This is a genomic window from Achromobacter sp. UMC71 (assembly GCF_014170305.1).
Lineage (GTDB): Bacteria > Pseudomonadota > Gammaproteobacteria > Burkholderiales > Burkholderiaceae_B > Achromobacter.
In genome coordinates this window covers 248,676-272,821 of record NZ_LZZT01000010.1, presented here as the reverse complement: position 1 = coordinate 272,821, position 24,146 = coordinate 248,676, and the positions used below count along the sequence as shown (strand labels likewise).

The 24,146-nt window shown below is 66.1% G+C and carries 25 protein-coding genes; 16 read left to right on the top strand and 9 right to left on the bottom strand.

Features of this window, described 5'->3' with window-relative positions:
- Positions 1-90: 90 nt before the first annotated feature.
- The 4 genes from frr to rpsB form a co-directional block, all read right to left on the bottom strand.
- Positions 91-651, bottom strand: coding sequence for a ribosome recycling factor (gene frr / locus A9974_RS04735; protein ID WP_183002984.1), 561 nt, complete (start codon positions 649-651; stop codon positions 91-93).
- A 15-nt stretch (positions 652-666) separates the two neighbouring features.
- Positions 667-1,383 (bottom strand): UMP kinase, encoded by a 717-nt coding sequence (gene pyrH / locus A9974_RS04730; protein ID WP_183002983.1) that lies wholly within the window; start codon positions 1,381-1,383, stop codon positions 667-669.
- A 446-nt stretch (positions 1,384-1,829) separates the two neighbouring features.
- Positions 1,830-2,708: a translation elongation factor Ts gene (gene tsf / locus A9974_RS04725; protein ID WP_025138844.1), complete on the bottom strand. Its 879-nt coding sequence runs from the start codon at positions 2,706-2,708 to the stop codon at positions 1,830-1,832.
- 184 nt (positions 2,709-2,892) lie between these two features.
- Complete coding sequence (gene rpsB / locus A9974_RS04720) at positions 2,893-3,642, bottom strand: 30S ribosomal protein S2 (RefSeq protein ID WP_183002982.1); 750 nt, start codon at positions 3,640-3,642, stop codon at positions 2,893-2,895.
- A gap of 815 nt (positions 3,643-4,457) precedes the next feature.
- On the opposite strand from rpsB, the gene map reads away from it, so the two are divergent.
- From map to A9974_RS04690, 6 genes are all read left to right on the top strand, one after another.
- Positions 4,458-5,279: a type I methionyl aminopeptidase gene (map, locus tag A9974_RS04715; protein ID WP_183002981.1), complete on the top strand. Its 822-nt coding sequence runs from the start codon at positions 4,458-4,460 to the stop codon at positions 5,277-5,279.
- Between the two features lie 20 nt (positions 5,280-5,299).
- Complete coding sequence (locus A9974_RS04710) at positions 5,300-7,903, top strand: [protein-PII] uridylyltransferase (RefSeq protein ID WP_183002980.1); 2,604 nt, start codon at positions 5,300-5,302, stop codon at positions 7,901-7,903.
- A 99-nt stretch (positions 7,904-8,002) separates the two neighbouring features.
- Positions 8,003-8,716, top strand: coding sequence for a MarC family protein (locus tag A9974_RS04705; RefSeq protein WP_183002979.1), 714 nt, complete (start codon positions 8,003-8,005; stop codon positions 8,714-8,716).
- Between the two features lie 95 nt (positions 8,717-8,811).
- Complete coding sequence (locus A9974_RS04700) at positions 8,812-9,297, top strand: disulfide bond formation protein B (RefSeq protein ID WP_183002978.1); 486 nt, start codon at positions 8,812-8,814, stop codon at positions 9,295-9,297.
- Positions 9,298-9,897 (top strand): nucleotidyltransferase family protein, encoded by a 600-nt coding sequence (locus A9974_RS04695; protein ID WP_370539571.1) that lies wholly within the window; start codon positions 9,298-9,300, stop codon positions 9,895-9,897.
- Between the two features lie 2 nt (positions 9,898-9,899).
- Entirely contained in the window at positions 9,900-10,430 is a 531-nt protein-coding gene (locus tag A9974_RS04690) for a M48 family metallopeptidase (protein ID WP_370539570.1), read from the top strand.
- A gap of 56 nt (positions 10,431-10,486) precedes the next feature.
- On the opposite strand, the gene purF is transcribed toward A9974_RS04690, so the two are convergent.
- From purF to folC, 4 genes are read right to left on the bottom strand one after another with little or no spacing between them, the layout of a single operon-like run.
- A complete protein-coding gene (purF, locus tag A9974_RS04685) occupies positions 10,487-12,007 on the bottom strand; it encodes an amidophosphoribosyltransferase (RefSeq protein WP_183002976.1) in 1,521 nt (506 codons plus the stop codon).
- A gap of 30 nt (positions 12,008-12,037) precedes the next feature.
- On the bottom strand, positions 12,038-12,526 hold the full coding sequence (locus tag A9974_RS04680) for a CvpA family protein (protein ID WP_183002975.1): 489 nt from the start codon (positions 12,524-12,526) through the stop codon (positions 12,038-12,040).
- Positions 12,526-13,353 (bottom strand): SPOR domain-containing protein, encoded by an 828-nt coding sequence (locus tag A9974_RS04675; protein WP_183002974.1) that lies wholly within the window; start codon positions 13,351-13,353, stop codon positions 12,526-12,528. The genes A9974_RS04680 and A9974_RS04675 overlap by 1 nt, the downstream gene beginning before the upstream one ends.
- A 31-nt stretch (positions 13,354-13,384) precedes the next feature.
- Positions 13,385-14,695, bottom strand: coding sequence for a bifunctional tetrahydrofolate synthase/dihydrofolate synthase (folC, locus tag A9974_RS04670; protein ID WP_183002973.1), 1,311 nt, complete (start codon positions 14,693-14,695; stop codon positions 13,385-13,387).
- Positions 14,696-14,859: 164 nt separating this feature from the next.
- Here folC and A9974_RS04665 point away from each other — a divergent pair, with 164 nt between their 5' ends.
- From A9974_RS04665 to A9974_RS04650, 4 genes are all read left to right on the top strand, one after another.
- A complete protein-coding gene (locus A9974_RS04665; protein ID WP_183002972.1) occupies positions 14,860-15,276 on the top strand; it encodes a cupin domain-containing protein in 417 nt (138 codons plus the stop codon).
- Between the two features lie 77 nt (positions 15,277-15,353).
- Positions 15,354-16,328 carry a tripartite tricarboxylate transporter substrate binding protein gene (locus tag A9974_RS04660; protein ID WP_183002971.1) on the top strand — a complete coding sequence of 325 codons (975 nt, stop codon included), beginning with the start codon at positions 15,354-15,356 and terminating at the stop codon, positions 16,326-16,328.
- A complete protein-coding gene (locus A9974_RS04655; protein WP_183002970.1) occupies positions 16,325-17,557 on the top strand; it encodes a CaiB/BaiF CoA-transferase family protein in 1,233 nt (410 codons plus the stop codon). The genes A9974_RS04660 and A9974_RS04655 overlap by 4 nt, the downstream gene beginning before the upstream one ends.
- Positions 17,557-18,723 carry an acyl-CoA dehydrogenase family protein gene (locus tag A9974_RS04650; RefSeq protein WP_183002969.1) on the top strand — a complete coding sequence of 389 codons (1,167 nt, stop codon included), beginning with the start codon at positions 17,557-17,559 and terminating at the stop codon, positions 18,721-18,723. The genes A9974_RS04655 and A9974_RS04650 overlap by 1 nt, the downstream gene beginning before the upstream one ends.
- Positions 18,724-18,823: 100 nt before the next feature.
- On the opposite strand, the gene A9974_RS04645 is transcribed toward A9974_RS04650, so the two are convergent.
- Positions 18,824-19,561 (bottom strand): IclR family transcriptional regulator, encoded by a 738-nt coding sequence (locus A9974_RS04645; RefSeq protein ID WP_183002968.1) that lies wholly within the window; start codon positions 19,559-19,561, stop codon positions 18,824-18,826.
- 143 nt (positions 19,562-19,704) lie between these two features.
- Between A9974_RS04645 and A9974_RS04640 the strand changes: the two genes are divergently transcribed.
- From A9974_RS04640 to A9974_RS04615, 6 genes are all read left to right on the top strand, one after another.
- Positions 19,705-20,082, top strand: coding sequence for a flagellar protein FlaG (locus A9974_RS04640; RefSeq protein ID WP_183002967.1), 378 nt, complete (start codon positions 19,705-19,707; stop codon positions 20,080-20,082).
- A 144-nt stretch (positions 20,083-20,226) separates the two neighbouring features.
- Positions 20,227-21,636 carry a flagellar filament capping protein FliD gene (fliD, locus tag A9974_RS04635; protein WP_183002966.1) on the top strand — a complete coding sequence of 470 codons (1,410 nt, stop codon included), beginning with the start codon at positions 20,227-20,229 and terminating at the stop codon, positions 21,634-21,636.
- A gap of 18 nt (positions 21,637-21,654) precedes the next feature.
- The gene (gene fliS / locus A9974_RS04630) at positions 21,655-22,083 is read left to right on the top strand and encodes a flagellar export chaperone FliS (RefSeq protein ID WP_183002965.1); all 429 of its coding nucleotides are present in this window, start codon (positions 21,655-21,657) and stop codon (positions 22,081-22,083) included.
- 47 nt (positions 22,084-22,130) lie between these two features.
- Positions 22,131-22,484 (top strand): flagellar protein FliT, encoded by a 354-nt coding sequence (locus A9974_RS04625; protein ID WP_183002964.1) that lies wholly within the window; start codon positions 22,131-22,133, stop codon positions 22,482-22,484.
- A complete protein-coding gene (locus tag A9974_RS04620; RefSeq protein ID WP_183002963.1) occupies positions 22,481-23,824 on the top strand; it encodes a flagellar hook-length control protein FliK in 1,344 nt (447 codons plus the stop codon). Before A9974_RS04625 ends, A9974_RS04620 begins: the two co-directional genes overlap by 4 nt.
- Positions 23,824-24,141 carry an EscU/YscU/HrcU family type III secretion system export apparatus switch protein gene (locus A9974_RS04615; protein ID WP_183002962.1) on the top strand — a complete coding sequence of 106 codons (318 nt, stop codon included), beginning with the start codon at positions 23,824-23,826 and terminating at the stop codon, positions 24,139-24,141. The genes A9974_RS04620 and A9974_RS04615 overlap by 1 nt, the downstream gene beginning before the upstream one ends.
- The last annotated feature ends 5 nt before the right edge of the window (positions 24,142-24,146 follow it).

Below are 24,146 nucleotides of genomic sequence, written 5' to 3'. Positions count from 1 at the left end.
TAGGCGCGCTGCGAGGCGACGAATAGGACGGCGCGAAGGCAAGAATCCTGGCTGCGGAGCGGCCAACGGCCACTCCGGAAGCTGCAAGGATTATACGGTCATGATTTCCGCTTCTTTCTGGACGACCATTTTGTCGATCTCGACCACGTTGCGGTCCGTCAGCTTCTGGATGTCGTCCTGGGAGCGGCGCTCGTCGTCCTCGGAGATTTCCTTGTCCTTGACCAGCTTCTTCAAAGCGTCGTTGGCTTCGCGGCGCAGGTTGCGCACGGCGATCTTGGCATCTTCGCCTTCGCTGCGCACGACCTTGGTCAGGTCACGGCGGCGCTCTTCGGTCAGGGCCGGCATCGGCACGCGGATGGTGTCGCCCATCGAGATGGGGTTCAAGCCCAGGTCCGACTCACGGATGGCCTTTTCGATCGGGCCGGCCATGTGCTTCTCGTAGGGCTGCACGCTGATGGTGCGGGCGTCCACGAGGTTCACGTTGGCGACCTGGCCAACCGGCACGGGCGAGCCGTAGTACTCGACCTGCACGTGATCCAGGATGCCGGTGTGGGCGCGGCCCGTGCGGATCTTGCCCAGATTGATCTTGAGCGTATCAAGCGACTTGGCCATCCTGGCTTCGGCGGATTTGCGGATTTCTGCGGCGCTCATGGATTTTCCTTTTCTTTAAACGTGTACCAACGTGCCTTCGTCTTCGCCGCTGACGACGCGCTTGAGCGCGCCCGACTTATTGATCGAAAACACCTTGATCGGCAGCTTCTGGTCGCGGCACAGCGCAAACGCGGTGGCGTCCATGATTTCCAGACGACGGACAATCGCTTCGTCGAAGCTGATGCGCGTGTAGCGCGTGGCGGTGGGATCCTTGTTGGGATCCGCGCTGTAGATGCCGTCGACCTTGGTGGCCTTCAGCACGATCTCCGCGCCGATCTCGGCGCCGCGCAGGGCGGCCGCGGTATCGGTCGTGAAGAACGGGTTGCCCGTGCCCGCGGCGAAGATGACGACTTTGCCTTCTTCGAGGTAACGCAGGGCCTTGGGGCGGATGTAGGGTTCGACGACCTGGTCGATGTTCAAGGCCGACTGCACGCGGGTGTCGATACCCTTGTGCTTGAGCGCGTCCTGCAGGGCAAGCGCGTTCATGATGGTGGCCATCATGCCCATGTAGTCGGCGGTTGCGCGGTCCATGCCCTGCGCACCCGGGGCGACGCCACGGAAGATGTTGCCCCCGCCGATGACGATGGCGAGCTCGACGCCGGTGGCGGCGACTTCGGCAATCTCATCGGTCATGCGGACGATGGTGGCGCGATTGATGCCAAATGCATCATCGCCCATCAGCGCCTCGCCGGAAAGTTTGAGAAGAACCCGTTTGTATGATCTGCTGCTCATAGGTGATATCCCGAAGAACAATCCGACGAAAGTTTAAGACAAGAAGGGGAAATCCCCCACGCCGCGCCCGTCAGGCGGGCAAGCGGCCCCAGGGCCAAATGAACCGTGGAGCTGCGCGGCGCTGAAAAAAGGCCGGTCTAGAATAATCTAGCCCCGGCCTCAAGGGGCCTGTTAACCCTAAAAGGGGCCTCGCACAGGCCGGTAATCGGCCGCCAGGCTAGGCGTGATCGCCGCCGCGTGGCTATGCCACGCAAGGTGAGCACAACGACGCCCGGCGGCCGATTACCGGCCTGCCCGAAGGGTGAGCACCCAAATGCGCGCCTCTCAGCGTTGCGAATGCTCGCCGGGGACCTGCCACGACTGCGCTTCGCGCCTTGATAGTCACGCATTTGGGTGCTCATGCGAGGCCCCTTTTAGGGTTAACAGGCCCCAGCACTACCCTGGGGTCAGGCGCGGCCGGCGGCGGCGGCGGCAACCTCAGCGGCGAAGTCGCTGGTCTTCTTCTCGATACCTTCGCCGACGACGAACAGCACGAACTTGCTGATCGAAGCGCCCTTGGCCTTGAGCATCTGCTCGACCGTGTGCTTGTCGTCCTTGACGAACGGCTGCGACAGCAGGGTCACTTCCTTCAGGAACTTCGCCACCGAACCGTCGACCATCTTGGCGACGATGTCGGCCGGCTTGCCCGATTCGGCAGCCTTCTGCTCGGCAACCGAGCGCTCGGCGGCGATGTCGGCCGGGTTCACGCCGTCGGCGTTCAGGGCCTTCGGCTTGGTCGCGGCGATGTGCATCGCCAGGTCCTTGCCCACTTCTTCGGCGCCGGCGTATTCCACCAGCACGCCGATCTTGCCGCCGTGCACGTAGCTGGCCAGCGCGTTCGGGGTCTCGATGCGCTCGAAGCGGCGGATCGAGATGTTTTCACCGATCTTGCCGATCAGGGTGGTACGGGTCGATTCGATGGTGCCTTCGCCGTAGGGCAGCGCCGACAGCGCGGCCACGTCGGCCGGGTTCTGCGTGGCAACCAGTTCAGCCAGCTTGTTCACAAAGCCGACGAAGTCGTCGTTCTTGGCGACGAAGTCGGTTTCGCAGTTCACTTCGATGACGGCGCCCTTCTTGGCGTCGGCGGAAATGAACAGGCCGATCAGGCCCTCGGCGGTGACGCGGGCAGCGGCCTTGCTGGCCTTGTTACCCAGCTTGACGCGCAGGATTTCCTCGGCGCGAGCCAGATCGCCTTCGGCTTCCGTCAAGGCCTTCTTGCACTCCATCATGGGCGCATCGGTCTTTTCGCGCAGTTCCTTGACCAGGGCGGCGGTAATTTCAGCCATGTTAGCTCCAAATTTTGCTAAGACATGCCCCGGCGGGCCGGGGCAATGGTGTGATTCGATGGGACGTCCGCCAGTCAAGCGGATCGGGAAGACGGGAACCCACCTTCGCACTGCCGGCGAGGCGGGGGTGTACCGGTTTGACGGGCCGCCCCCCAGACACTAACCGCCGGACATGACAGCAGGCTTAGGCCTGGTTGTCCTGCACTTCGACGAACTCTTCCTGGCCTTCGCCGATTTCCTCGACCAGACCGTTCAGGTTCTGTTCGCGGCCTTCCAGCACGGCGTCGGCGATGCCCTTGGCGTACAGCGCGATGGCCTTGGCCGAGTCGTCGTTGCCGGGGATGACGTAGTCGATGCCGTCGGGCGAGTGGTTGGTATCAACCACGGCGACGACGGGGATGCCCAGCGTCTTGGCTTCGGCGATGGCGATCTTGTGGTAGCCGACGTCGATGACGAACATGGCATCGGGCAGACCGTTCATGTCCTTGATGCCGCCGATCGACTTGTTCAGCTTTTCCAGTTCGCGTTGGAACAGCAGGCCTTCCTTCTTGATCATGCGCTCGGCGCCGCCTTCGGCGACCACGGCTTCCATGTCCTTCAGGCGCTTGACCGAGGTTTTGACCGTCTTGAAGTTGGTCAGCATGCCGCCGAGCCAGCGGGCGTCGACGAAGGGCATGCCGCAACGGGAGGCTTCGGAAGCGACCAGCTCGCGGGCAGCGCGCTTGGTGCCGACGAACAGGATGTTGCCGCCGCGAGCAGCCAGCTGCTTCACGAACTTGGTGGCTTCCTGGTACTTATCAACCGTCTTTTCGAGGTTGATGATGTGAATCTTGTTGCGATGGCCGAAGATGTAAGGGGCCATCTTGGGGTTCCAGTAGCGGGTCTGGTGACCAAAGTGGACACCCGCTTCCAGCATTTCGCGCATCAAAGACATAACTTTCTCCAAGGGTTGATTTCTTGCGCCGCACCTGCATCAGCCTGTGGCTGACACCCTGGGTGGTGTTGCGCGCGATTTCCCGCACCTGCGGGATGAACATAAATTTTAACCGGGCCGGCCGATCACTGCCGCAATACTACGGCGCTGGGGGCATTACACCCTTTCACGCCTTCTACTACGCTGCCGCGATAAACCCAGACGGCCGCCACGACGAAGCACCTTGCACCACCTGCCCGCATTGCGCTTTCCGACCCGCCAGGAAATTCCTGGCAGTTTCTTCAAGGCGCGCCCGACCTTGTTTTGTTGGCAGCGAAATCCAGCTCTTCGCGCCCTGGCCTTTCAGCCAGGCCGCGCATCAGCTACCGGGGCATGTCTTCAAGAACCGCGGGCAAAAGCCAACGTTTCCAAGACCTTAAGCCGGCACCCACACCGAACCTGCATCGCCGCTCGAAAACACGACCGGGTTTGCGAACACGCCGCGCCCAGCGCCTGCCGGCTTTCGCGTCCCTGGCATTCCCGCCCCGCTCCAATTTTCGCCGATCCCGCCCCGCTCAAGGAATCTGGCGGCTTGCCCGGATTCGCACCGCAACCTTCGCTTGCGGTAAAACCCATGCTCGCCGCCGACATCACCAAAGTGGCGCAACAATCACGCGAAAATCAAAGAAAGGCCAAGTTTGCCCAGACTACTCAACGCCTGGCTCTTGCCGAAAAGGGCCTTGCCGCTACCCAGATTGCTCCCCAAAATTTTAGGGAAGCCTATAATTCTACTATTCTTTCAAGCAGACATTCAAGCGAGATCCGCGAGTTACCTAATGGGCACCATTACCAACCCGGCCGACCTGGCCAAGATGCGCGCCGCCTGCCAGGATGCCGCCAAAGTCCTCGACTTCATCACCCCCTTCGTGAAGCCCGGCGTCACCACCGGCGAACTGGACCGCCTCTGCCTGGAATACCTGACCGACGAGCTGAAAGTCACGTCGGCCACGGTGGGCTACGCTCCGCCCGGGTACCCGCCCTTCCCCGGCGCCATCTGTACCTCGGTGAACCACCAGGTCTGCCACGGCATTCCCGGCGACAAGGCCCTGAAAAACGGGGACTCGCTCAATATCGACGTCACCATCATCAAGGACGGCTGGTTTGGCGACACCAGCCGTATGTACGCGGTGGGCGAGCAGTCGATCCTGTCGCGCCGCCTGACCGACATCACGTTCGAGTGCATGTGGAAAGGCATCCAGCAGGTCAAAAACGGGGCCACATTGGGCGACGTCGGCAACGCCATCCAGAAGCACGCCGAAGCCAACGGCTTTTCGGTGGTGCGCGAATTCTGCGGCCACGGCATCGGCCAGCGCTTCCACGAAGACCCCCAGGTGCTGCATTACGGCAAACCGGGCACGGGCGTGAAATTGGTGACGGGTATGCTGTTCACCATCGAACCCATGATCAACGCCGGCCGCCGCGAGATCCGCCAGCTGTCCGACGGCTGGACGGTCGTCACCCGCGACCACAGCCTGTCCGCCCAATGGGAGCATGCTGTGTGCGTCACCGACACGGGCTACGAAGTCCTGACCCTGTCGCCCGGCATGCCCAAGCCGCCCGCCTTCATTACCGAGCCGATCGTCATTCCTGCCGTCTGATCCGCCCCCTGCCCGTCACCATGACCGCCGAAATCCTTACCTCCCTGCGCGAACGCATCCAGGAATCCCGGCGGGCCGCGGTGGCGCAGTTCCGCGAGCACGAACGCCCCGACACGCTGTTGGGCGACCTGCGGCGCATCGTCGACGCGGCGCTGCGCGACCTGGTCAAGCACTGCCCCCTGCCAGCCGGCGCCACGCTGGCCGCGGTGGGCGGCTACGGCCGGGGCGAACTCTATCCGCACTCCGACGTGGATCTGCTGATCCTGCTGCCCCACGTTCCCACCGCCGATGACGAATCGGCCATTGAGCGCCTGGTCGCTGCCCTTTGGGACCTGGGCCTGGAGCCCGGCCATAGCGTGCGCACCATCGAAGACTGCGAACGCGAGGCCGACGCCGACATCACGGTGGAAACCGCGCTGCTGGAATCGCGCTGGCTGGCGGGCAGCCGCGCGCTGATGAAGAAATTCGACGCCGCGACCAGGTCGCGGCTGGACCCGCGTGCGTTCTTCCGCGCCAAGCGCGTCGAAATGCAGCAACGTCACGCCCGCTACCAGGACACGCCCTACGCGCTCGAGCCGAACTGCAAGGAATCTCCCGGCGGCCTGCGCGATTTGCAGGTCATTCTGTGGATGGCGCGCGCGGCCGGCTTTGGCGACAGCTGGCGTTCGGTGGCCCAGGCAGGCCTGCTGACCTCGTCCGAAGCGCGCGATCTGCGCAAGGCGGAACAGGCATTCAAGCGCCTGCGCATTGAATTGCACCTGCTGTCGAACCGGCGCGAAGACCGCGTGCTGTTCGACCTGCAACCGGCGCTGGCCGAGGTCTACGGCATCCATGCCACCGCCACGCGGCGCGGCAGCGAGCTGCTGATGCAGCGCTATTACTGGGCCGCGCGCCTGGTGACGCAGCTGAACGGCATCCTGGTGCAGAACATCGAAGAGCGGCTGTTCCCGCGCCCTGACAGCGACGCGCGCGACATCGACGACGACTTCCGCAACCTGCGCGACCGCCTGGACATCATTCGCGACGACGGCTTCGAGCGCAATCCGACGCTGCTGCTGCGCGCCTTCCTGGTGATGCAGCAGCACCCCGAGCTGACCGGCATGTCGGCGCGCACGCTGCGCGCCATCTGGCATTCGCGCCACCGCATCGACGCCCAGTTCCGCCGCAACCCGGTCAACCGCAAGCTGTTCCTGCAAATCCTGCAGCAGCCCCGCGGCATCGTGCACGAACTGCGCCGCATGACCATGCTGAACATCCTGCCGCGCTATCTGCCGGTGTTCCGGCGCATCGTCGGCCAGATGCAGCACGACCTGTTCCATGCCTACACGGTGGACCAGCACACGCTGGCTGTGGTGCGCAACCTGCGCCGCTTCACCATGCCCGAGCACGCCCAGGAATATCCGCTGGCCAGCCAGTTGATCGCCGGGCTGGACCGGCATTGGGTGCTGTACGTGGCGGCGCTGTTCCACGATATCGCCAAGGGCCGCGGCGGCGACCACTCCGAATTGGGCGCGCGCGAAGTGCGCAAGTTCGCGCAAGACCACGGCATGGAGCCCGAAGACGCCCGCCTGGCCGAATTCCTGGTGCGCCAGCACCTGCTGATGTCGGCCGTGGCGCAAAAGCGCGACCTGTCCGATCCCGCCGTCATCCAGGACTTTGCCGCCACGGTCAAGGACGAGCGCCACCTGACTGCGCTGTACCTGCTGACGGTGGCCGACATCCGCGGCACCAGCCCCAAGGTCTGGAACGCCTGGAAGGGCAAGCTGCTCGAAGACCTGTACAAGCTGACGCTGGCCGCGCTGGGCGGCGCCCATGCCGACGCCCACACTGTGCTGACCGAGCGCAAGGAAGAAGCCGCCCGCCTGACGCGCCTGGCCGGCCTGCGCGACGACGCCCGCGAGGCCTTCTGGAACCAACTGGACGTGGCGTACTTCCTGCGCCACGATGCCTCGGACATCGCCTGGCACACCCGCCACCTGTACCACCAGGTGGCGCCAGCGCAGGCGGTGGTCCGCGCCCGCCCCACCGAGCAAGGCGAAGGCCTGCAGATCATGGTGTACACCCGCGACGCGCCCGACCTGTTCGTGGCCATCTGCGGCTATTTCGACGCCAAATCGCTGTCGGTGCAGGATGCCCGCATCCATACCACCCGCCACGGCTGGGCGCTGGACAGCTTCATCGTGCTGCTGCCCGAAGGCGCCAGCGACCTGCGGGCGCAGGCCACGCTGGTCGAGCACGAGCTGGCCGAGCGCCTGAAGGATACCCGCGCCGGCCAGGCGCAACCCAGCCGCGGCGGTTACTACGGCCGCGGACGCCAGTCGCGCATGTCCCGCGTGTTTCCGATCATGCCCCAGGCGGAACTGCAGCCCGACGAACGCAGCACCTCGTGGCGGCTGTCGGTCACCGCCACCGACCGCCCCGGCCTGCTGCACGCCCTGGCGCGCGTGTTCGCGCAGCACGAGGTGAACCTGCTGATGGCCAAGATCATGACGCTGGGCGACCGGGTGGAAGACGTCTTCATCGTCGACGGCTCGGCGCTGACCCGGCCGCGCAGCCAGATGCAGTTCGAGCGCGATATCCTGGACGCGCTGGGTGGCGACGACGCGCGCCAGCAGGCAGCCTGAAGCCGGCTTTCGGGCCGGTCTTCGCGCCGGCTCGCGCACGCATCGCCAGACGGCCGCCGACCGCATACAATCCGGTTTTCGGCTTGGCGATGCCCTGCGATGGAGCTCAACGAATACTTGCGTGTCCTGGGTGGCAGCTTCTTTTTCGCGCTGGCCACACTGTTGCCATTCCTGAATCCACCGGCGATCGCCCCCATCTTCCTGTCGCTCACCGAAGGCGCATCGTCGGCCACCCGGACGGTGCTGGCCAAGCGCGTCGCGATCAACGTCGGCCTGATGCTGATCATCGCCATGGTGGCCGGCAACGTGCTGCTGAGCTTTTTCGGCATCTCGCTGTCGATCGTGCGGGTGGGCGGCGGCATGTTGGTCATGGCCAGCGCGTGGCGCCTGGTCAATTCACCCGACGCCGACACCGAGCGCGTGGCCCGCATGGCCGAATCCTTCACGCCTGAAATGGCCAAGGCGCGGGCGTTCTATCCGCTGACCTTCCCCATCAGCTGCGGCCCGGGCTCGATCGCCGCCGCCATCACCGTGGGCGTGTCGCTGCGCGACCAGAACCACGTGCTGAGCCTGCTTCGGCTAGGCGGTTCGATCCCCGGCATCATTGTCGTGTCGCTCACGCTGTATATCTGCCTGCGCTTCGCGGCCCAGATGCTGCACCGGCTGGGCGACAACGGCACCGCCGTGTTCATGCGCATGTCGGCCTTCATCATGCTATGCCTGGGGGTGCAGATCTTCTGGGAAGGCGCCCGGGAACTCATGGTGGGCGTGCTACAGCAAGTGATGCAACCAATTCCGATTCCCAAGGCCTAAGCCCTGCCAAGCTTGCCCCACCCCGGAAATCGGCACGACCGGCCGGGGCTTTACCATTCGGGGCTGACCCTTTTGAACCCTTACCCACGATGACCATGACTTCCCGCTCAGAACGCCTGCTTCGCCTGATCGCCCTTTTCTGCTTCGGCGCCGTGGGCATCGCCCTGGTATCCCAGTACGCCTTCGACATGCCGCCTTGCGCATGGTGCGTGATGCAGCGTCTGATCTACCTGGTGATCGGCGTCATCGCCCTGGTGGGCGGTTTTGGCGGCGGCCGCGCGCTGACGCGCGTCTGCGGCGGCCTGGCCGCGCTGCTGGCTGCCACCGGCGTCGCCGCGGCCTGGTACCAGTACACCGTGGCGGCCAAGATGCTGTCGTGCGACCAGACCTTCGCCGACCGCTTCATGACCGGCCTGGGCCTGGACGGCAGCGTGCCGTGGCTGTTCGGCATCTACGCCACCTGCATGGATGCCGTGGTGCCGGTGCTGGGCATCGAGTACGCCCTCTGGAGCCTGGGGTTGTTCGTGATCCTGTTCTTCATGGCGCTGCCGGTCGTATTCGGCCGCGGCCGCGCGGCCTGAGTGACGCAGATCTGCCAGCCGGCGCGCCATGCCGATCGTCTGCGCGCCCTGGTAGCCACCCATGCCTCACTGATGCGCTGGCTGCGCGCCGGCCGCGATAGCGGCGTGGCGGACTGGTGCATCGGCGCGGGCGTGGTACGGACGCTGGTCTGGAACCACCTGCATGGTTTCACGCCCGGCTGCCACACCCCGGCCGACGTCGATTTCGTCTATTTCGATCCCGCCGACCTGTCGGCCACCCAGGAAGCCGATATCACCCGTCGCCTGCGCGAGACCGCGCCGGACGCGGCCTGGGAAGTCGTGAACCAGGCACGGGTGCATCTCTGGCGCCGTGATGGCGCCGATGCCCCGCCCCCGGCCCGGTCGCTGCAAGCAGGCATTGCCGCATGGCCGGAAACCGCCACGTGCGTGGGGGTGTCGCTGAACGCCGACGACAGCCTGCGCATCATTGCGCCGCATGGCCTGGACGATCTGTTCGATCTGGTGCTGCGCCCCAGCCCCGCCCTGCGCGACCCGCAGCATTACAATCAGCGCCTGCTGGACAAGCGCTACACCGAAAAATGGCCCCGCCTGTGCGTGGCGGCCGCGACAGATTCCTGACCGTGCAATCCCTGAAATACCTGACCGGCTATCCGGAATCCCTGCTGGCCCAGGCCCGCGCCCTGCTGGACCAAGGCAAGCTGGGGCCGGCGCTGCTGGCGCGCTATCCTGGCGGCGTGCACGACGTGCGCACCGACCGGGCGCTGTACGACTACGTGGTCGACCTGAAGAACACGTACATCCGCAACGGCGCGCCGCTCAGCAAGATCGCCTTCGACAGCAAGATCCACGTGATCCAGCACGCGCTGGGCCAGCACACCTTCATTTCACGCGTACAGGGCGGCAAGCTCAAGGCCAAGCACGAGATCCGCGTGGCCACGCTGTTCAAGACGGTGCCCGCGGAATTCCTGAAGATGATCACCGTGCACGAACTGGCGCACCTGAAGGAAAAGGATCACAACAAGGCCTTCTACAACCTGTGCCAATTGATGGAACCGCAGTACCACCAGTACGAATTCGACCTCCGGTTATACCTGACACATCTGGAGGCCACGCGCCAGCCGCTCTGGGACACCCCGGCGCAGCAGGCCTGAAAAAAAATCGCCGCCCTTTTGGGGCGGCGATTTGCATTGCGGCGTACCGGCAGCAATCAGACGTCGTTGGCGGCGTAGCCCATGTTGAACTGCAGGCCGCTGGCGGCCTCGTCCTGGCCGGGTTCGGCACGCGACTGGCCCAGGCGCGCCAGGTATTCCGCGGTGATGTCGCCGGTGACGTATTCGCCGTCGAAGCACGAGGCTTCGAAGCGCGACAGCTTCGGGTTGATGTCACGCACGGCCTGCTGCATATCGTGCAGGTCCTGGTAGACCAGGCTGTCGGCGCCGATCGCGCGGGCGATCTCCTCGTCGCTACGGCCGGTGGCGATGAGCTCGCTCTGCGTGGGCATGTCGATGCCGTAGACATTGGGGAAACGCACCGGAGGCGCGGCCGAGGCGAAGTACACCTTGTTGGCGCCGGCGGCGCGCGCCATGTCGACGATTTCGCGGCTGGTGGTGCCGCGCACGATGGAGTCGTCCACCAGCAACACGTTCTTGCCCTTGAATTCCATGCCGATGGCATTGAGCTTCTGGCGCACCGATTTGCGGCGCACGGCCTGGCCCGGCATGATGAAGGTGCGGCCGACGTAGCGGTTTTTGATCAGGCCTTCGCGGTAATCCAGGTTCAGGCGGGCAGCCAGCTGCATGGCGGCCGGGCGCGAGGAATCGGGGATCGGCATGACCACGTCGATATCGCCCAGGCGCATGTTGCGCGCGACCTTGTCGGCCAGGTATTCACCCATGCGCAGACGGGCGTCGTAGACCGACACGCCGTCGATCAACGAATCGGGACGGGCGAAGTAGACGTATTCGAAAATGCACGGCACCAGCTGAGGGTTGTCGGCGCACTGGCGGCTGACGAAGCGGCCGTCCAGGTCGATGAACACGGCTTCGCCCGGCTCGACGTCGCGCACGAAGGCAAACCCGCTACCTTCGAGGGCCACGGATTCCGAGGCCACCATCCATTCGACGCCTTCGTCGGTTTCCTGGCGGCCGATGCACAGCGGGCGGATGCCGTTGGGATCGCGGAATGCCAGCAGGCCGTAGCCGGAAATCTGCGCGACCACGGCGTAAGCGCCGCGCACGCGCTTGTGCAGCGCCGACACGGCGCGGAAGATCGCGTCGTCGTCCAGCGACACGCCATTGGCGGAAGACTGCAGCTCGTGCGCCAGCACGTTCAGCAGCACTTCGGAATCAGAGTTGGTATTGATGTGGCGACGGTCGACGCGGTAGAGCGATTCGCGCAGTTCACGCCAGTTGGTCAGGTTGCCGTTGGTGGCGAACATGATGCCGAACGGGGCGTTGACGTAGAACGGCTGCGCTTCTTCTTCGCTGGCGCTGGAGCCGGCGGTGGGATAACGCACCTGGCCCACGCCGGACGTGCCCGGCAAGGCGCGCATGTTGCGCGTGCGGAATACGTCGCGCACCAGGCCATGCGCCTTGTACATATTGAACTGGTTGCCTTGCGACGTCGCAATGCCCGCGGCGTCCTGCCCGCGATGCTGCAACAGCAGCAAGCTGTCATAGAGCAGCTGGTTGACCGGCCCGCGCCCGATGACCCCTACGATTCCACACATGGTGACATTTCCTGGTTGATGTAAAGCTAATCAATACGGCAGCCAAGTCGCCAGGGACGGCGGCAGCCACGTCTTGATATGTTTGATGGCCTCGATGGCCGAATGCGAAAACATGGCGTCCTGCCACCAGGGCTCTTGCGGCAACGGCGTGTAGCCGGCGGCGGCGACCAGCGCCAGCACGATCAAGAGACCCCGGGCCAGACCGAACATGCCGCCCAGGCCGTGGTCGGCCGGGCCAAGTCCGGTGGTGCGGATCAAGGCGGCAAGCGTCATGTTGACCAACCCCACGCCGAGCAGCACGATAATGAAAACCACGGCGTACGAGACTCCCATGCGCAGCAGCGTTGTTTCAATGTAGGGCTCCAGCCAGGTATAGACCGTGGGCCCCCACCATATCGCGGCCACGAAGGCCAGCAGATAGGCAACCAGCGACAGCACCTCTTTGAGCAGGCCGCGCACCAGACCCAGCACACCCGACACCGCCAGGATGGCCAGCACGACGAAGTCGAAGCCGGTCACTACTGGGCGGCGGCAATGAAACCGTTGTCGTAGCCCAGGGTGCGCAACCGCGCCTGGGCCGCCTGCGCCGCCTCGCGCGAGGGGAACGGCCCCACGCGCAGACGGTACTGCTGCTTGCCTCCGATGGAAGCCTGCTCGACGAATGCGTTGGTCACGCCGGCCTGGTGCAGCTTGGTGCGCCGCGACTGGGCGTCTTCGGACGTGGTGTAGGCGGCGATCTGCAGCACGAAATTACCCTTGGCGGCCGCCGGCTTGGGCGTCGGCGCGGCGGCGGGCGCGGAGCGCCCTTCCAGCAGCGCCAGCGCGCGGGCGCCGTCGTCGGAACGGGACTCGGGCTTGGGCGTGGCAGGCTTGGGCTCGGGCTTGGTTTCCGGCTTGGGCGGCGGCGTGGCCTGGGCCGTGCGCGGCGGCGTGACGGGCGGCGGCGTGGTCGCTGGCGGCGTCGTCGTGGCAGGCGGCGTGGTGGCGGCCGGCGCGGCGGTCTGCGGCGTGGCTGAGCTTACCGGCGGCGGCGTCGGGATGTTGGGCGGCTCGTTGGGCGCGGCGCCTTGCGCCGCGGGCGTGGCGGCCTGAGGCTCGCTGACTTGCGGCTGGAACGGCGTATTGCGTTCCGGCACCTTGATGGGAATGTTGTCGGCGACGGGTACCGGCTGGGAATCCAGCACCATGGGCAGGATGATGACGGCCGCCAGCACCAGTGCGATGGCGCCTGCCAACCTGCGCCGCGCGCGCCCGCGCAGCTCCGCAGCCTGAACCTCGCTAGGCACCGCCGCCCGCTTGGAGGGCTGCGCCTGGTCGGCAGGATCTTTGCGTTTGAAAAAACCCATGGGAGAGAATTCCTTGCCTACGTGTTTTTGCCTACGCCTTGCGGCCTAGTGACTGCAAAACCGCGGCCACGGTGAGAAACGATCCGAACACCACGATTCTATCATTCTCGGTCGCCCGCTCGCGCGCCGCGGCAAAGGCCTGGACGGGATCCGCGCAGGCGGACACGCCGGGCGCCTGCGCCCCCGCGGGCGCGGCCGGCAAGGCGGCGGACACCTGGTCGGCCAGGGCTTGGCCGGTGGCGCCGCGCGGGCCCGGCAGACCGGCGCAATACCAGTGGTCGACGCGCGCCCCCATTTTGGCGACGACGCCGGCCAGGTCCTTGTCGTTAAGCATGCCGAACACCGCGTAGGTGTACGGATGGAAACCCATGTTGTCCAGGTTCTGGGCCAGCACGGCGGCGGCGTGCGGGTTGTGCGCGACGTCCAGGATGATCGTGGGCTGCCCCGGCAGGATCTGGAAGCGGCCCGGCAACGAGGCCTGCAACAGGCCCTGGCGCACGGCCTGCGCCTGCACCGGCAGGCGATCGCGCACGGATTCCAGCGCGGCCAGCGCCGCCGAGGCGTTCAGCAACTGGTTGGCGCCGCGCAGCGCCGGGTACGCCAGCGCGCCGCGGCGCTGCTCGCGTCCGCCATAGGCCCATTGCTGGCGGTCGCCGGAATAGTTGTAGTCGCGGCCGAACAGCCAGAGGTCGGCGCCGATTTTCTCGACGTAATCCAGGAGCGATTGCGGCGGGACGGGGTCGCTGCAGATGGCGGGGCGGCCGGGGCGGTAGATGTGGGCTTTTTCGAAGCCGATCTTTTCGCGGGTGTCGCCCAGCCAGTCGGTGTGATCCAGGTCGACGCTGGTAACGATGGAACAGTCGGCGTCGATGATGTTGACGGCGTCCAGGCGGCCGCCCAGCCCGACTTCGAGCACCACGGCGTCAAGCCGCGATTGCGCGAACAGGCGCAGGATGGCCAGCGTGGTGAATTCGAAGTACGTCAGCGAGGTCTCGCCACGCGCGGCTTCGACGGCGATGAATTGCTCGATCAGGGCCTCGTCCGAGGCGATCTGGCCGTTGACCCGGGCGCGTTCGTTGAAGTCGATGAGGTGCGGCGACGTGTACAGGCCGACCTTGTAGCCGGCCGCCAGCAGGATGGCTTCGAGCATGGCGCAGGTGGACCCCTTGCCGTTGGTGCCGCCGACCACGAACTTGACGCCGGACAGTTCCAGGTCCATGCGCGCGGCCACTTCGCGCACGCGCTCCAGGCCCATGTCGATCGTCGTGGCGTGGATGGATTCCAGGTACTGCAGCCAATCGGACAGGGTGGCGCAAGCGTCAGGCGTACGGGCAGAAGGCATGTCGGGATCGCAAAAGAGGTCAGCACGCGATTTTAGCAGTGCGCGCCCGGTGTTTTCCCTAATCCCCTAGGGAGCGCCGCGGTATCCGCCGGGAAAAATCGCTTGCCGATGTTTTTTTCATACGTGAAAATAAATTCACATATGAAAATTAACAAGGAAGAGACATGACGCAGCAAAAGACCCCGGCCTGGCTGGTGCGGGAAGCGGACGTTCCCGGCTACCACCCGGCCAACCACACCGGCACCCTGAACCGGCGCCTGATCAGCCCGGACACGGTGGGCGCGCGCGGCGTGGAAGTGCTGCTGGGGGTCATCGACAAGGGCAAAGGCGCCCTGCCGCACGCCCATCCCGGCATCGAACAGGTCTGCTACCTGCTGTCGGGCACCGCCCGCGCGCAGGTGCAGGACGAATGGGCGGACATGGAGCCGGGAGATTGCTGTTATTTCCCGCCGGACATCCCGCACGTGTTCACCGTGACCAGCGACGAGCCCGCCCGCCTGCTGGTGATCTACACGCCCCCGTACGAAGAATCCCCCGACCGCGTGATCCGGAATTTCCCGGCGCCGGCCAGCGGCGCCTGACGCGCGCCACGGATACCGGCCCCCAGACGGGCAGCGGCCGCAGAGCCGCGCCCGCCTTTCCATCAGGAGACAAACCTATGCAAGCTGTACGATTCCTCGGCGCCCTGCTCGCCGGCGGCGCGGCCCTCTTGGCCCAGCCCGCCGCCCACGCCGCCACGGACTACCCAAACAAACCCATCACCCTGATCGTGCCCTTCCCGGCCGGCTCGGGCACCGACGCCGTCGGGCGGATCTTCGGCGTCGAGCTATCGGCCATCCTGGGCCAGCAGGTGGTGGTGGAAAACAAACCCGGCGCAAATGCCACCATCGCCGCCAGCTACGTGGCGCGGGCGCGGCCCGACGGCTATACGCTGTTCGTCACCACCAATACGTCGCACTCGGCCGCCCCCTGGCTGATGAAGAACGTGCCCTACGACCCGGTCAAGGATTTCACCCCCATCGCCCGCGGCGGCAACCTGCCGTTCATCCTGGTGGCCAATCCCAAGCGGCCATGGAAGACGGTGGCCGATCTTGTGGCGGACGCGCGCCAGCATCCCGGCCGCATCACCTACGCCAGCGGCAACAGCACCGGCATCGTGGCCGGCGCCACGCTGGCCAACCGCGCCAAGATCGACATCCTGCACGTGCCCTACAAGGGCACGCCGCAGGGCCTGACCGACGTGGTCGGCGGCCAGGTGGATTTCATGTTCACCGACCTGGCCTCCGGCCTGCCGTTCGTGCAGTCCGGCCAGTTACGGGCGCTGGCGGTGTCGACCGCCGAACGCAGCGCGATCGTGCCGGACCTGCCGTCCATGGCGGAATCGGGCGTGCCGGATTTCGACCTGAACTCCTGGAACGGCTACTTCGGTCCGGCGGGCATGCCGCCCGAGGTGGTGGCCAAGCTGAATGACGCCATCAAGCAGGTGGTAGCCAAGCCCGAGGTGCGCAAGCGCCTGGCGGGGCTGGGCTTTGACGCCTTTTCCAGCTCGCCCGAGGCCTTTGCCCAGTTCGTTTCCGAGCAGCGTGACCTGTGGGGCAAGCTGATCCGCGACGCGGGGATCGAGCAGCAATGACGGACACGACCGCTGATCGCGCGCCGGCCGCCGGCCCCCTGGCCGGCGTGCGCATTCTGGACCTGAGCTCGGTGGTGATGGGCCCCTACGCCACGCAGGTGCTGGCCGACCTGGGCGCCGACGTGATCAAGGTGGAGTCGCCCGCGGGCGACAACATGCGGGCCGTCGGCCCCATGCGCAACCCGGGCATGGGACACCTGTACCTGCACCTGAACCGCAACAAGCGGTCGGTGGTGCTGGACCTGAAGACGCCCGAGGGCCGCGAGGCCTGCCTGCGCCTGGCCGAAAGCTGCGACGCCCTGCTCTACAACATCCGCCCCCAGGCGATGGCCCGGCTGGGCCTGTCGTATGAGGCGGTGGCCGCGCGCAACCCGCGCATCGTCTACCTGGGCGCGTATGGCTTTGGCGAAGCGGGCCCCTACGCCGGACGCCCCGCCTACGACGACCTGATCCAGGGCCAGACCGGCATCGCCGCGCTGTCCGCGCAACAAAGCGGCGACGTACCACGCTATGCGCCGCTGACGCTGGCCGACCGCGCGGTGGGGCTGCACGTGGGCATCGCGCTGGTGTCCGCCGTGCTGCATGCGCGCGGCAGCGGTCAGGGCCAGCAGGTGGAAATTCCCATGTTCGAGGGCATGGCCCATCTGGTGCTGGGCGACCACCTGGGCGGCGCGACGTTCGAGCCGCCGCTGGGGCCCACCGGCTATGCCCGGCTGCTGGCCCCGCACCGCCGCCCCTATGCCACCGCCGACGGCTACCTGTGCCTGCTGATCTACAACGACAAGCACTGGCGCCACTTCTTCGACCTGATCGGCCGGCCCGAGCTGGCCCAGGACCCGCGCTTTTGCACCCATGGCGCCCGGGCGGCGCATATCGGCGAGGTGTACGCCTTTGTCGCCGACGTGATCCGCACCCGGCCCACCGCCAACTGGCTACCCGATCTGGCGCGCGCCGACATTCCGGCCTCGCAGCTGTACACCGTGGACGATCTGGTGCAGGACGAACACCTGGCCGCCACGGGCTTCGTGCAGACCATGGACCACCCCACCGAGGGCCGCCTGCGCACCCCCGCCCCGCTGGGCCGCTACGACGGCACGCCGACGGCGATCCGCCGCCACGCGCCAACGCTGGGCCAGCACAGCCGCGAGGTGCTGGCCGAAGCCGGCTACGACGCCGCCGGCATCGACGCGCTGTTCGCCAACCGCATTACCCGAGACGGAACCGACTGATGGACTTTGAATTCACCCCCGACCAATTGGCGCTGCGCGCCGCCGTGTCCCGCATCTGCGACCGCTACCCCGACGACTACTGGCTGGAGCGCGACCGCGCCGGCGGCTTTCCGGAACCGCTGCATGCGGACCTGGCCCGCGACGGCTGGCTGGGCATCGCCATGCCGCAAGAATATGGCGGCGCCGGCCTGGGCATGACCGAGGCGGCCCTGATGATGCAGACCATCGCCGCGTCGGGCGCCGGCTTCACCGGCGCGTCCGCGGTGCACATGAACATCTTCGGGCTGAACCCGGTGGTCGTGTTCGGCAGCGACGAGCAGCGCGCCCGCTGGCTGGAGCCGCTGATCGCCGGCCGCGAAAAAGCCTGTTTCGCCGTGACCGAGCCAGACGCCGGCCTGGACACCACCAAGCTCAGCACCCGCGCGGTGCGCCAGGGCGACGAATACGTGGTGCACGGACGCAAGATATGGATCTCGACCGCCCAGGTCGCCAACAAGATGCTGCTGCTGGCCCGCACCACGCCGCTGGCCGAGGTGGACAAGCCTACCCAGGGCCTGTCGCTGTTCTATACGGACCTGGACCGGGAAAGGATCGAAGTACGCGAGATCGAGAAAATGGGCCGCAAGGCGGTGGACTCGAACATGCTGTTCATCGACGGCCTGCGCATCCCGGTAGCCGACCGCATCGGCGAAGAGGGCCGCGGCTTCGAGTACATCCTGCACGGGCTGAATCCGGAACGCATCCTGATCGCCGCCGAGGCGGTGGGCATCGGCCGCGCCGCCCTGGACCGGGCAGTGAAGTACGCCGGCGAGCGCACGGTGTTCGGCCGGCCCATCGGCCAGAACCAGGGCATCCAGCACCCGCTGGCACAGGCCTGGATGCAGCTGGAGGCCGCCGATCTGATGGTGTTCAAGGCCGCCAGCCTGTATGACGCGGGCAAGCCCTGCGGGCCGGCCGCCAATGCCGCCAAGTACCTGGCGGCCGAAGCCGGCTACAACGCCTGCCAGACGGCGGTGATGACGCTGGGCGGCATGGGCTATGCCAAGGAATACCACGTGGAACGGCTGCTGCGCGAAAGCTTCATTCCGCGCATCGCCCCGGTCAGCCCGCAGCTGATCATGTGCTTCATCGCGGAAAAGGTGCTGGGCCTGCCCAAGTCTTACTGAGGCCCCGCGCCTTACCAAAGCCGCGGGTGGTTCAGGCCGATGGCCGCCGTCGCGCCGCTTGGCCGGCCGGCGGCCATCGCCGGGGCCGGGAACGGCCCGCCTACGACTGCTGTTCCAGCCCCGTGCAGGCCGCCCGCAGGATGCGGGCGTATTCTTCCTGGCGCGGCTCGATCCGGTAGATCGGGCCGCCGACCGAAATCGCGTAGTGCTCGCCGGACAGCGTGACCGGCCAGGCGATGGCGCCGACGTCTGCGATGGATTCGCCGCTGTTCATGAACCAACCGCGCTGGCGCGATTGGTCGATGTCCTGCAGCACCGCCTCGCGCGTGACCAGCGTGCGCTCGTTGTAGCGCGTCAGCGGCGTGGCGCCCAACAGCGCTTGCTGCGCATCGGCGTCCAGCAGCGAGATCAAGGCCTTGCCCAGCGAATTGGCGTGTACGTCCTTGAACTCGCCGGCAACAGGCGCGTATCGGATCGTATGTGGCGAATCCAGCACATCCAGATAGACCACCCTGCCATCCTGGGTCAGTTTGGCGAATACGATGGTTTCCCGGGTTGCATCCCTTAATTCAACGAGGCTGGGGTAGACCCGGTCCAGCACGGGGTCGGCGCGAGCGATGCGCTGCGCCATCGCCAGCAGGCGCCCGGTCGGGTAATAGCCCTGGCGGCGTCCGGTTTCGTACAGATAGCCCAGGCCGGTCAGGGTGCGGATCAGGGCCAGGCAGCTGGAAACGGGCACGTCGAGCAGCCGGGCCAGCTCGGACAGCGGCAGCGCGCGCTTCTCGCGGGCGTAGGTTTCGATGATTTCTATGACTCGCAGCGCCGTCTTGACACTCATTGCCCGATCCGAACTGTTTAGCACGTGAAACATCCCGCCCGGCAGGGGGCTAAAGTTCCCCGCCAGGGTGCCGTTATCGTAGCTGAGAATTCCCTGAAAACAGCGCGTTCCTCCGAGACGCCCACCTCGCCGCTGGAGTGATCATGGCCGTAACCCCCTTAGCCCCCGCTACGTTCGCTCCGGCGCCGATAGCCGCTACACCGGTCGTAGCAGACCCATCCGTCACCGTTGCCCCGCCCGTGGCGAGCAGCAACAGCGGCGGCAGCGACACCGCCACGTCGGAGCAGTCCACCTCGCAGAAGCTGCCGCTGGAAAAGGCGCTGGACGAGATCAACGACCAGATGAAGGCCTGGTCGACCCAACTGCAGTTCGAGATCGACCCGAACGTGCACCAGGTCGTGGTGTCGGTGGTGGACGCCAATACGGGGGATGTCATTCGCACCATTCCCAGCGAAGCCCTGCTCAAGATCGCCAAAATGATCGTGAACATGCAGGGAAATGGCATCAAAACCACGGCCTGACATGGCCCCGGATATTTTCTGCTGTGCCCGTTTTGGCGCCATTCGATGACAGAACCATCGAATTAGGCCCGCCTTATGCCCTTACCCGGCCAATCGCCGGCACCCTATTTTTGACAGAATCGCATCGCTAGGAAGGAATTTCACATGGCCTCTATCACTAACCTCGGTTCGGTTTCCGGCTTGCCCCTGGAAAAGATCCTGTCGGACTTGCAGGCCGCCGAGGATAAAAAGCTCTCGATCTACACGGATCGCGCGGCCAGCTACAAGACGCGCATCGATGCCTATGCGCAGTTGCAAAGCGCGCTGGAAGCCGTGCAAAAGTCCGCTGGCGTACTCGGCAAACCCGAAACCATGGCCGCCATCAAGGGCAGCGTCACTGGCGGCACCGCCTTGACGGCCGTCATTACGGCCGAGGGCGCACTCGAGGGCAAGCCGGGCGCCGTGGCCGGCCAATACACGATCGCCGTGAACACACTGGCACGCGCCCAAAGCCTGCAATCGGGCGCCGTGGCCGACCGTACCGCCAAGAACGGCGACACGGGCTCGTTTGAAGTCGAGCTGGCCAATGGCACCAAGCATACCGTCGACCTGAAGGGCGATACGTCGCTGAACGGCATCGTCAAGGCCATCAACGCCGACGACAAGTCCGGCCTGCGCGCCACCGTCATCAACGACGGCAACGGCAACAATTACCTAATGCTGACCGCCAAGGATACCGGCGTGCAAGCCTCGGTGAAGAACATCACCGTGACGGGCGACCAGTCGCTCAAGGACATTCTGAGCTTCAGCACCGCCGCCGACGGCACCACCACCGGCATGACCAACACCAAGGCCACCGACGCCGAAGTGGTCATCAACGGTCTTACCGTCAAGAGCGGCTCGAACAGCATTTCGACGGCAATCGACGGCGTCACGCTGAACCTGACCGAAACGACCCTGCCCGACAAGCCGATCACCTTGAAGCTGGAATCGGACCCGTCCGTCGCCAGCAAGGCCGTCCAGGACTTCGTCAAGAACTACAACGCGCTGCAGTCGACCATCAAGAACCTGACGGCCTTCGATGCCAAGGCGGCCACCAACCAGCCGCTGACCGGCGACGGCACCACGCGCTCGATCCAGGCGTCGATGACCAGCGCACTGCAGGCCGTGCTGGGCGACGGCACGGTGCGTTCGCTGGCCGACCTGGGCATCACCACCGACCCGCAGACGCGCCAGTTGAAGCTGGATCAGACCAAGCTGGACAAAGCCCTGGCCGAGAATCCCGCCGACGTCACCAAGCTGATGACGGGCACTAACGGCATGGCCAAGAATTTCGAGGCCGCGTTCAAGGACGTGCTCGGCACCAACGGCTCGCTCAAGACCCGCACCGATGGCCTGAACAAGACCATGAGCGACCTGGACGCCCAGCAAAAGCGCGCCAAAGCCTCGAGCGATGCCGAAATGGACCAGATGCGCACTCGCTTCGTCGCGCTGGACAAATTTGTTGCCCAGACCAGCGTCACGGCCAACTACCTGACCCAACAATTTGCGGCGATGAACAAATCGAGCAAATAACCTGTAAAAGATGCATTAATGACTTACGCCGCCCGCCGTCCCACAGGGTCCCACTCTGTCCGCTCCTACGCCGATATCGGCCTGGAAACCCAGGTACTGGGCGCGACCCCAGAGCGGTTGATCACCCTGCTGTATCTGGGCGCCCGGGCGGCTATCGGGCAAGCGCGCATCCACATGCAGGAAGGCCGCATCGCCGAGCGCGGCGCGGCCATCTCGAAAGCGATCAAGATCGTCGATGAAGGCTTGAAGACCGGGCTGAACATGGAGGCCGGCGGCGACATCGCCGCCAACCTCGCCCGGCTCTACGATTACATCGTCCGCACACTGCTGATGGCGAATCTGAAAGCAGATCCCGAGCAGCTCGATATCGCCGACCGCCTGCTGGCGGACCTGGCCGAGGCTTGGCAGACTTCCATCGACCGACCGGCTGGTGTTGCGCAGCCCTGATGGCCCATTCCACGATTTCAGCCAGCCATCGAACGCCCGAGATTTCCATGACGTCCCTTACCCAGTACTCCTCTCCCATCCTGGAACACTACCAGGAGATCGCTCTCATCACGGGCGAAATGCTGACAGCCGCCCAGGCTGGCGACTGGGATGCGGCGATGGCCCATGGACAGCAATACTGCGAGCTGGTCGAGCGCCTGCGCGCCGCCGAACCCAAGGCGCCGCTGGACGAAGCCGGCCGCGCCATGAAGTACGACCTGCTGGTTCGCATCCTGGAAAACGATGCACTGACGCGTGACCTGGCGCTTCCGCAACTGGCCCGGCTGGGCGAACTGCTCGGCCGCATGAAGCGCCAGCAGACCCTGCTTTCGGCCTACGGCTACCAGGCGTCTGAAGAATGAGCGTAGGTCCCGCAGCACTCGGCAACGTCCTGGTGCAGCGGTTGGACGCCGTGCTCGGCACGACTATGTCCGCCGCCAACGCGAACCAGGTGTCCGGCGCGCGTCCGGACGCGGTCAGCCAGCCTGCCGGCCTGGACAAGCCTGGTTCGGCCGACGGTTCGAACCGCGATCCGCGGCAAGGCGTACAGACGGGCGGCGCCCGGGGCGGCCAGGCCGCCATCGTCGACGCCAAGACCGCGGCCGCCCTGGCATTGGCCGCGCGCGGCCTGGTCACCAGCAGCGACACCACGGCCTCGGCCCCGACCACGCTGGGCACGACCGCCCGCGCCATCCTGGCCTTGCTGGCCCAATATCCTGAAGCCGCGCCCGCCGTACTGGGCCGTGCCCCGCTATGGACGGCCGATGCGCCCGCGCAATCCGCCGGCACGCCTGCACAGCAGGCCCCGGGTCAGCCCGCCGCCCAAACGGGGCAGCCCGGGCAACCCGCGGCGACCCCGGGCAATGCGCCCGCGGCCGCCCTGCCCGCCAGCACCGCCGCGGCGCTTGCCGCCGCCACGGCCGATTCCGGCGCAGAGGCGCCAGGCGCCAAGCCCGGACGTCCGGCTGGCGCAGGCGATGCGGCCGGCGGCGCCAAGGGAGCGGACGCCACGGCACACGCCGCCCTGGCCACGGCCGGCCCGTCGGCCCGCGCCCTAGGCCAGGCCTTGCGCACCGCGCTGCAGACCAGCGGCCTGTTCTACGAATCGCACCTGACCGACATGGTCTTCGGCCGCAGCAACCCGGCCCAGCTTCAACTGGAACCGCAGGCCAAGCTCACCAAGGCCGGCGTGCCCACGGACGCCGAAGCCGCGCGCCCCCGGGCCGATGCGCCAGCCACGGGCAGCCGCGCCAGCGCCGACGCGCCGGGCGCGTCCGGCTCGTCCAGCGCTCCGGCTCCCGGCACACCGGTCAGCGGCATCCACCAAGACTTGACCGTGCTGGTGCGCCAGCAACTGGATGTCCTGGCTAACCAGGCCCTGACCTGGCAAGGCGAAGCCTGGCCCGGCACGCCGATGGAATGGGAAGTCGAGCGCGAACCCTATGGCGGCGATCCCGATTCCGCGGTGCCCACCTGGGCCACCCGCCTGAAGCTGGACCTGCCGCGTCTGGGGTTGGTCGATGCGCGGCTGAACCTGGCCGGCGACCAGATCGTGCTGCAGCTGGTGGCCCCGCACAGCGCCGCTGAAATCAACGACTCGTCGGACCAGTTGCGCGCGCGCCTGCTGGCGTCCGGCCTGACACTCAGCCATCTGGTGGTGAACGTGGTCGACCCGCGTCCCGCCATGCCGACGGATTTCTGATGAGCCCCGCCCCGCTCCCCGACAACGGCCCCAACGCCAACCGCAATGCGGCGGTCGCCATTTCGTATGACGAGAAAGACGGCGCTCCGCGGGTCGTGGCCAAGGGTTACGGCCAACTGGCGGACACGATTGTGCGCGCCGCCGAAGAGAACGGGCTGTATGTGCACGAATCCCGCGAATTGGTCGGCCTGCTGATGCAGGTGGACCTGGATTCCCATATTCCTCCCCAACTCTACGTCGCGGTGGCAGAATTGCTGGCCTGGCTGTATCGCCTGGAATCGCGCGAATTGCCCGACGCCCCGCCGCCGCCGGCCTGACCCTC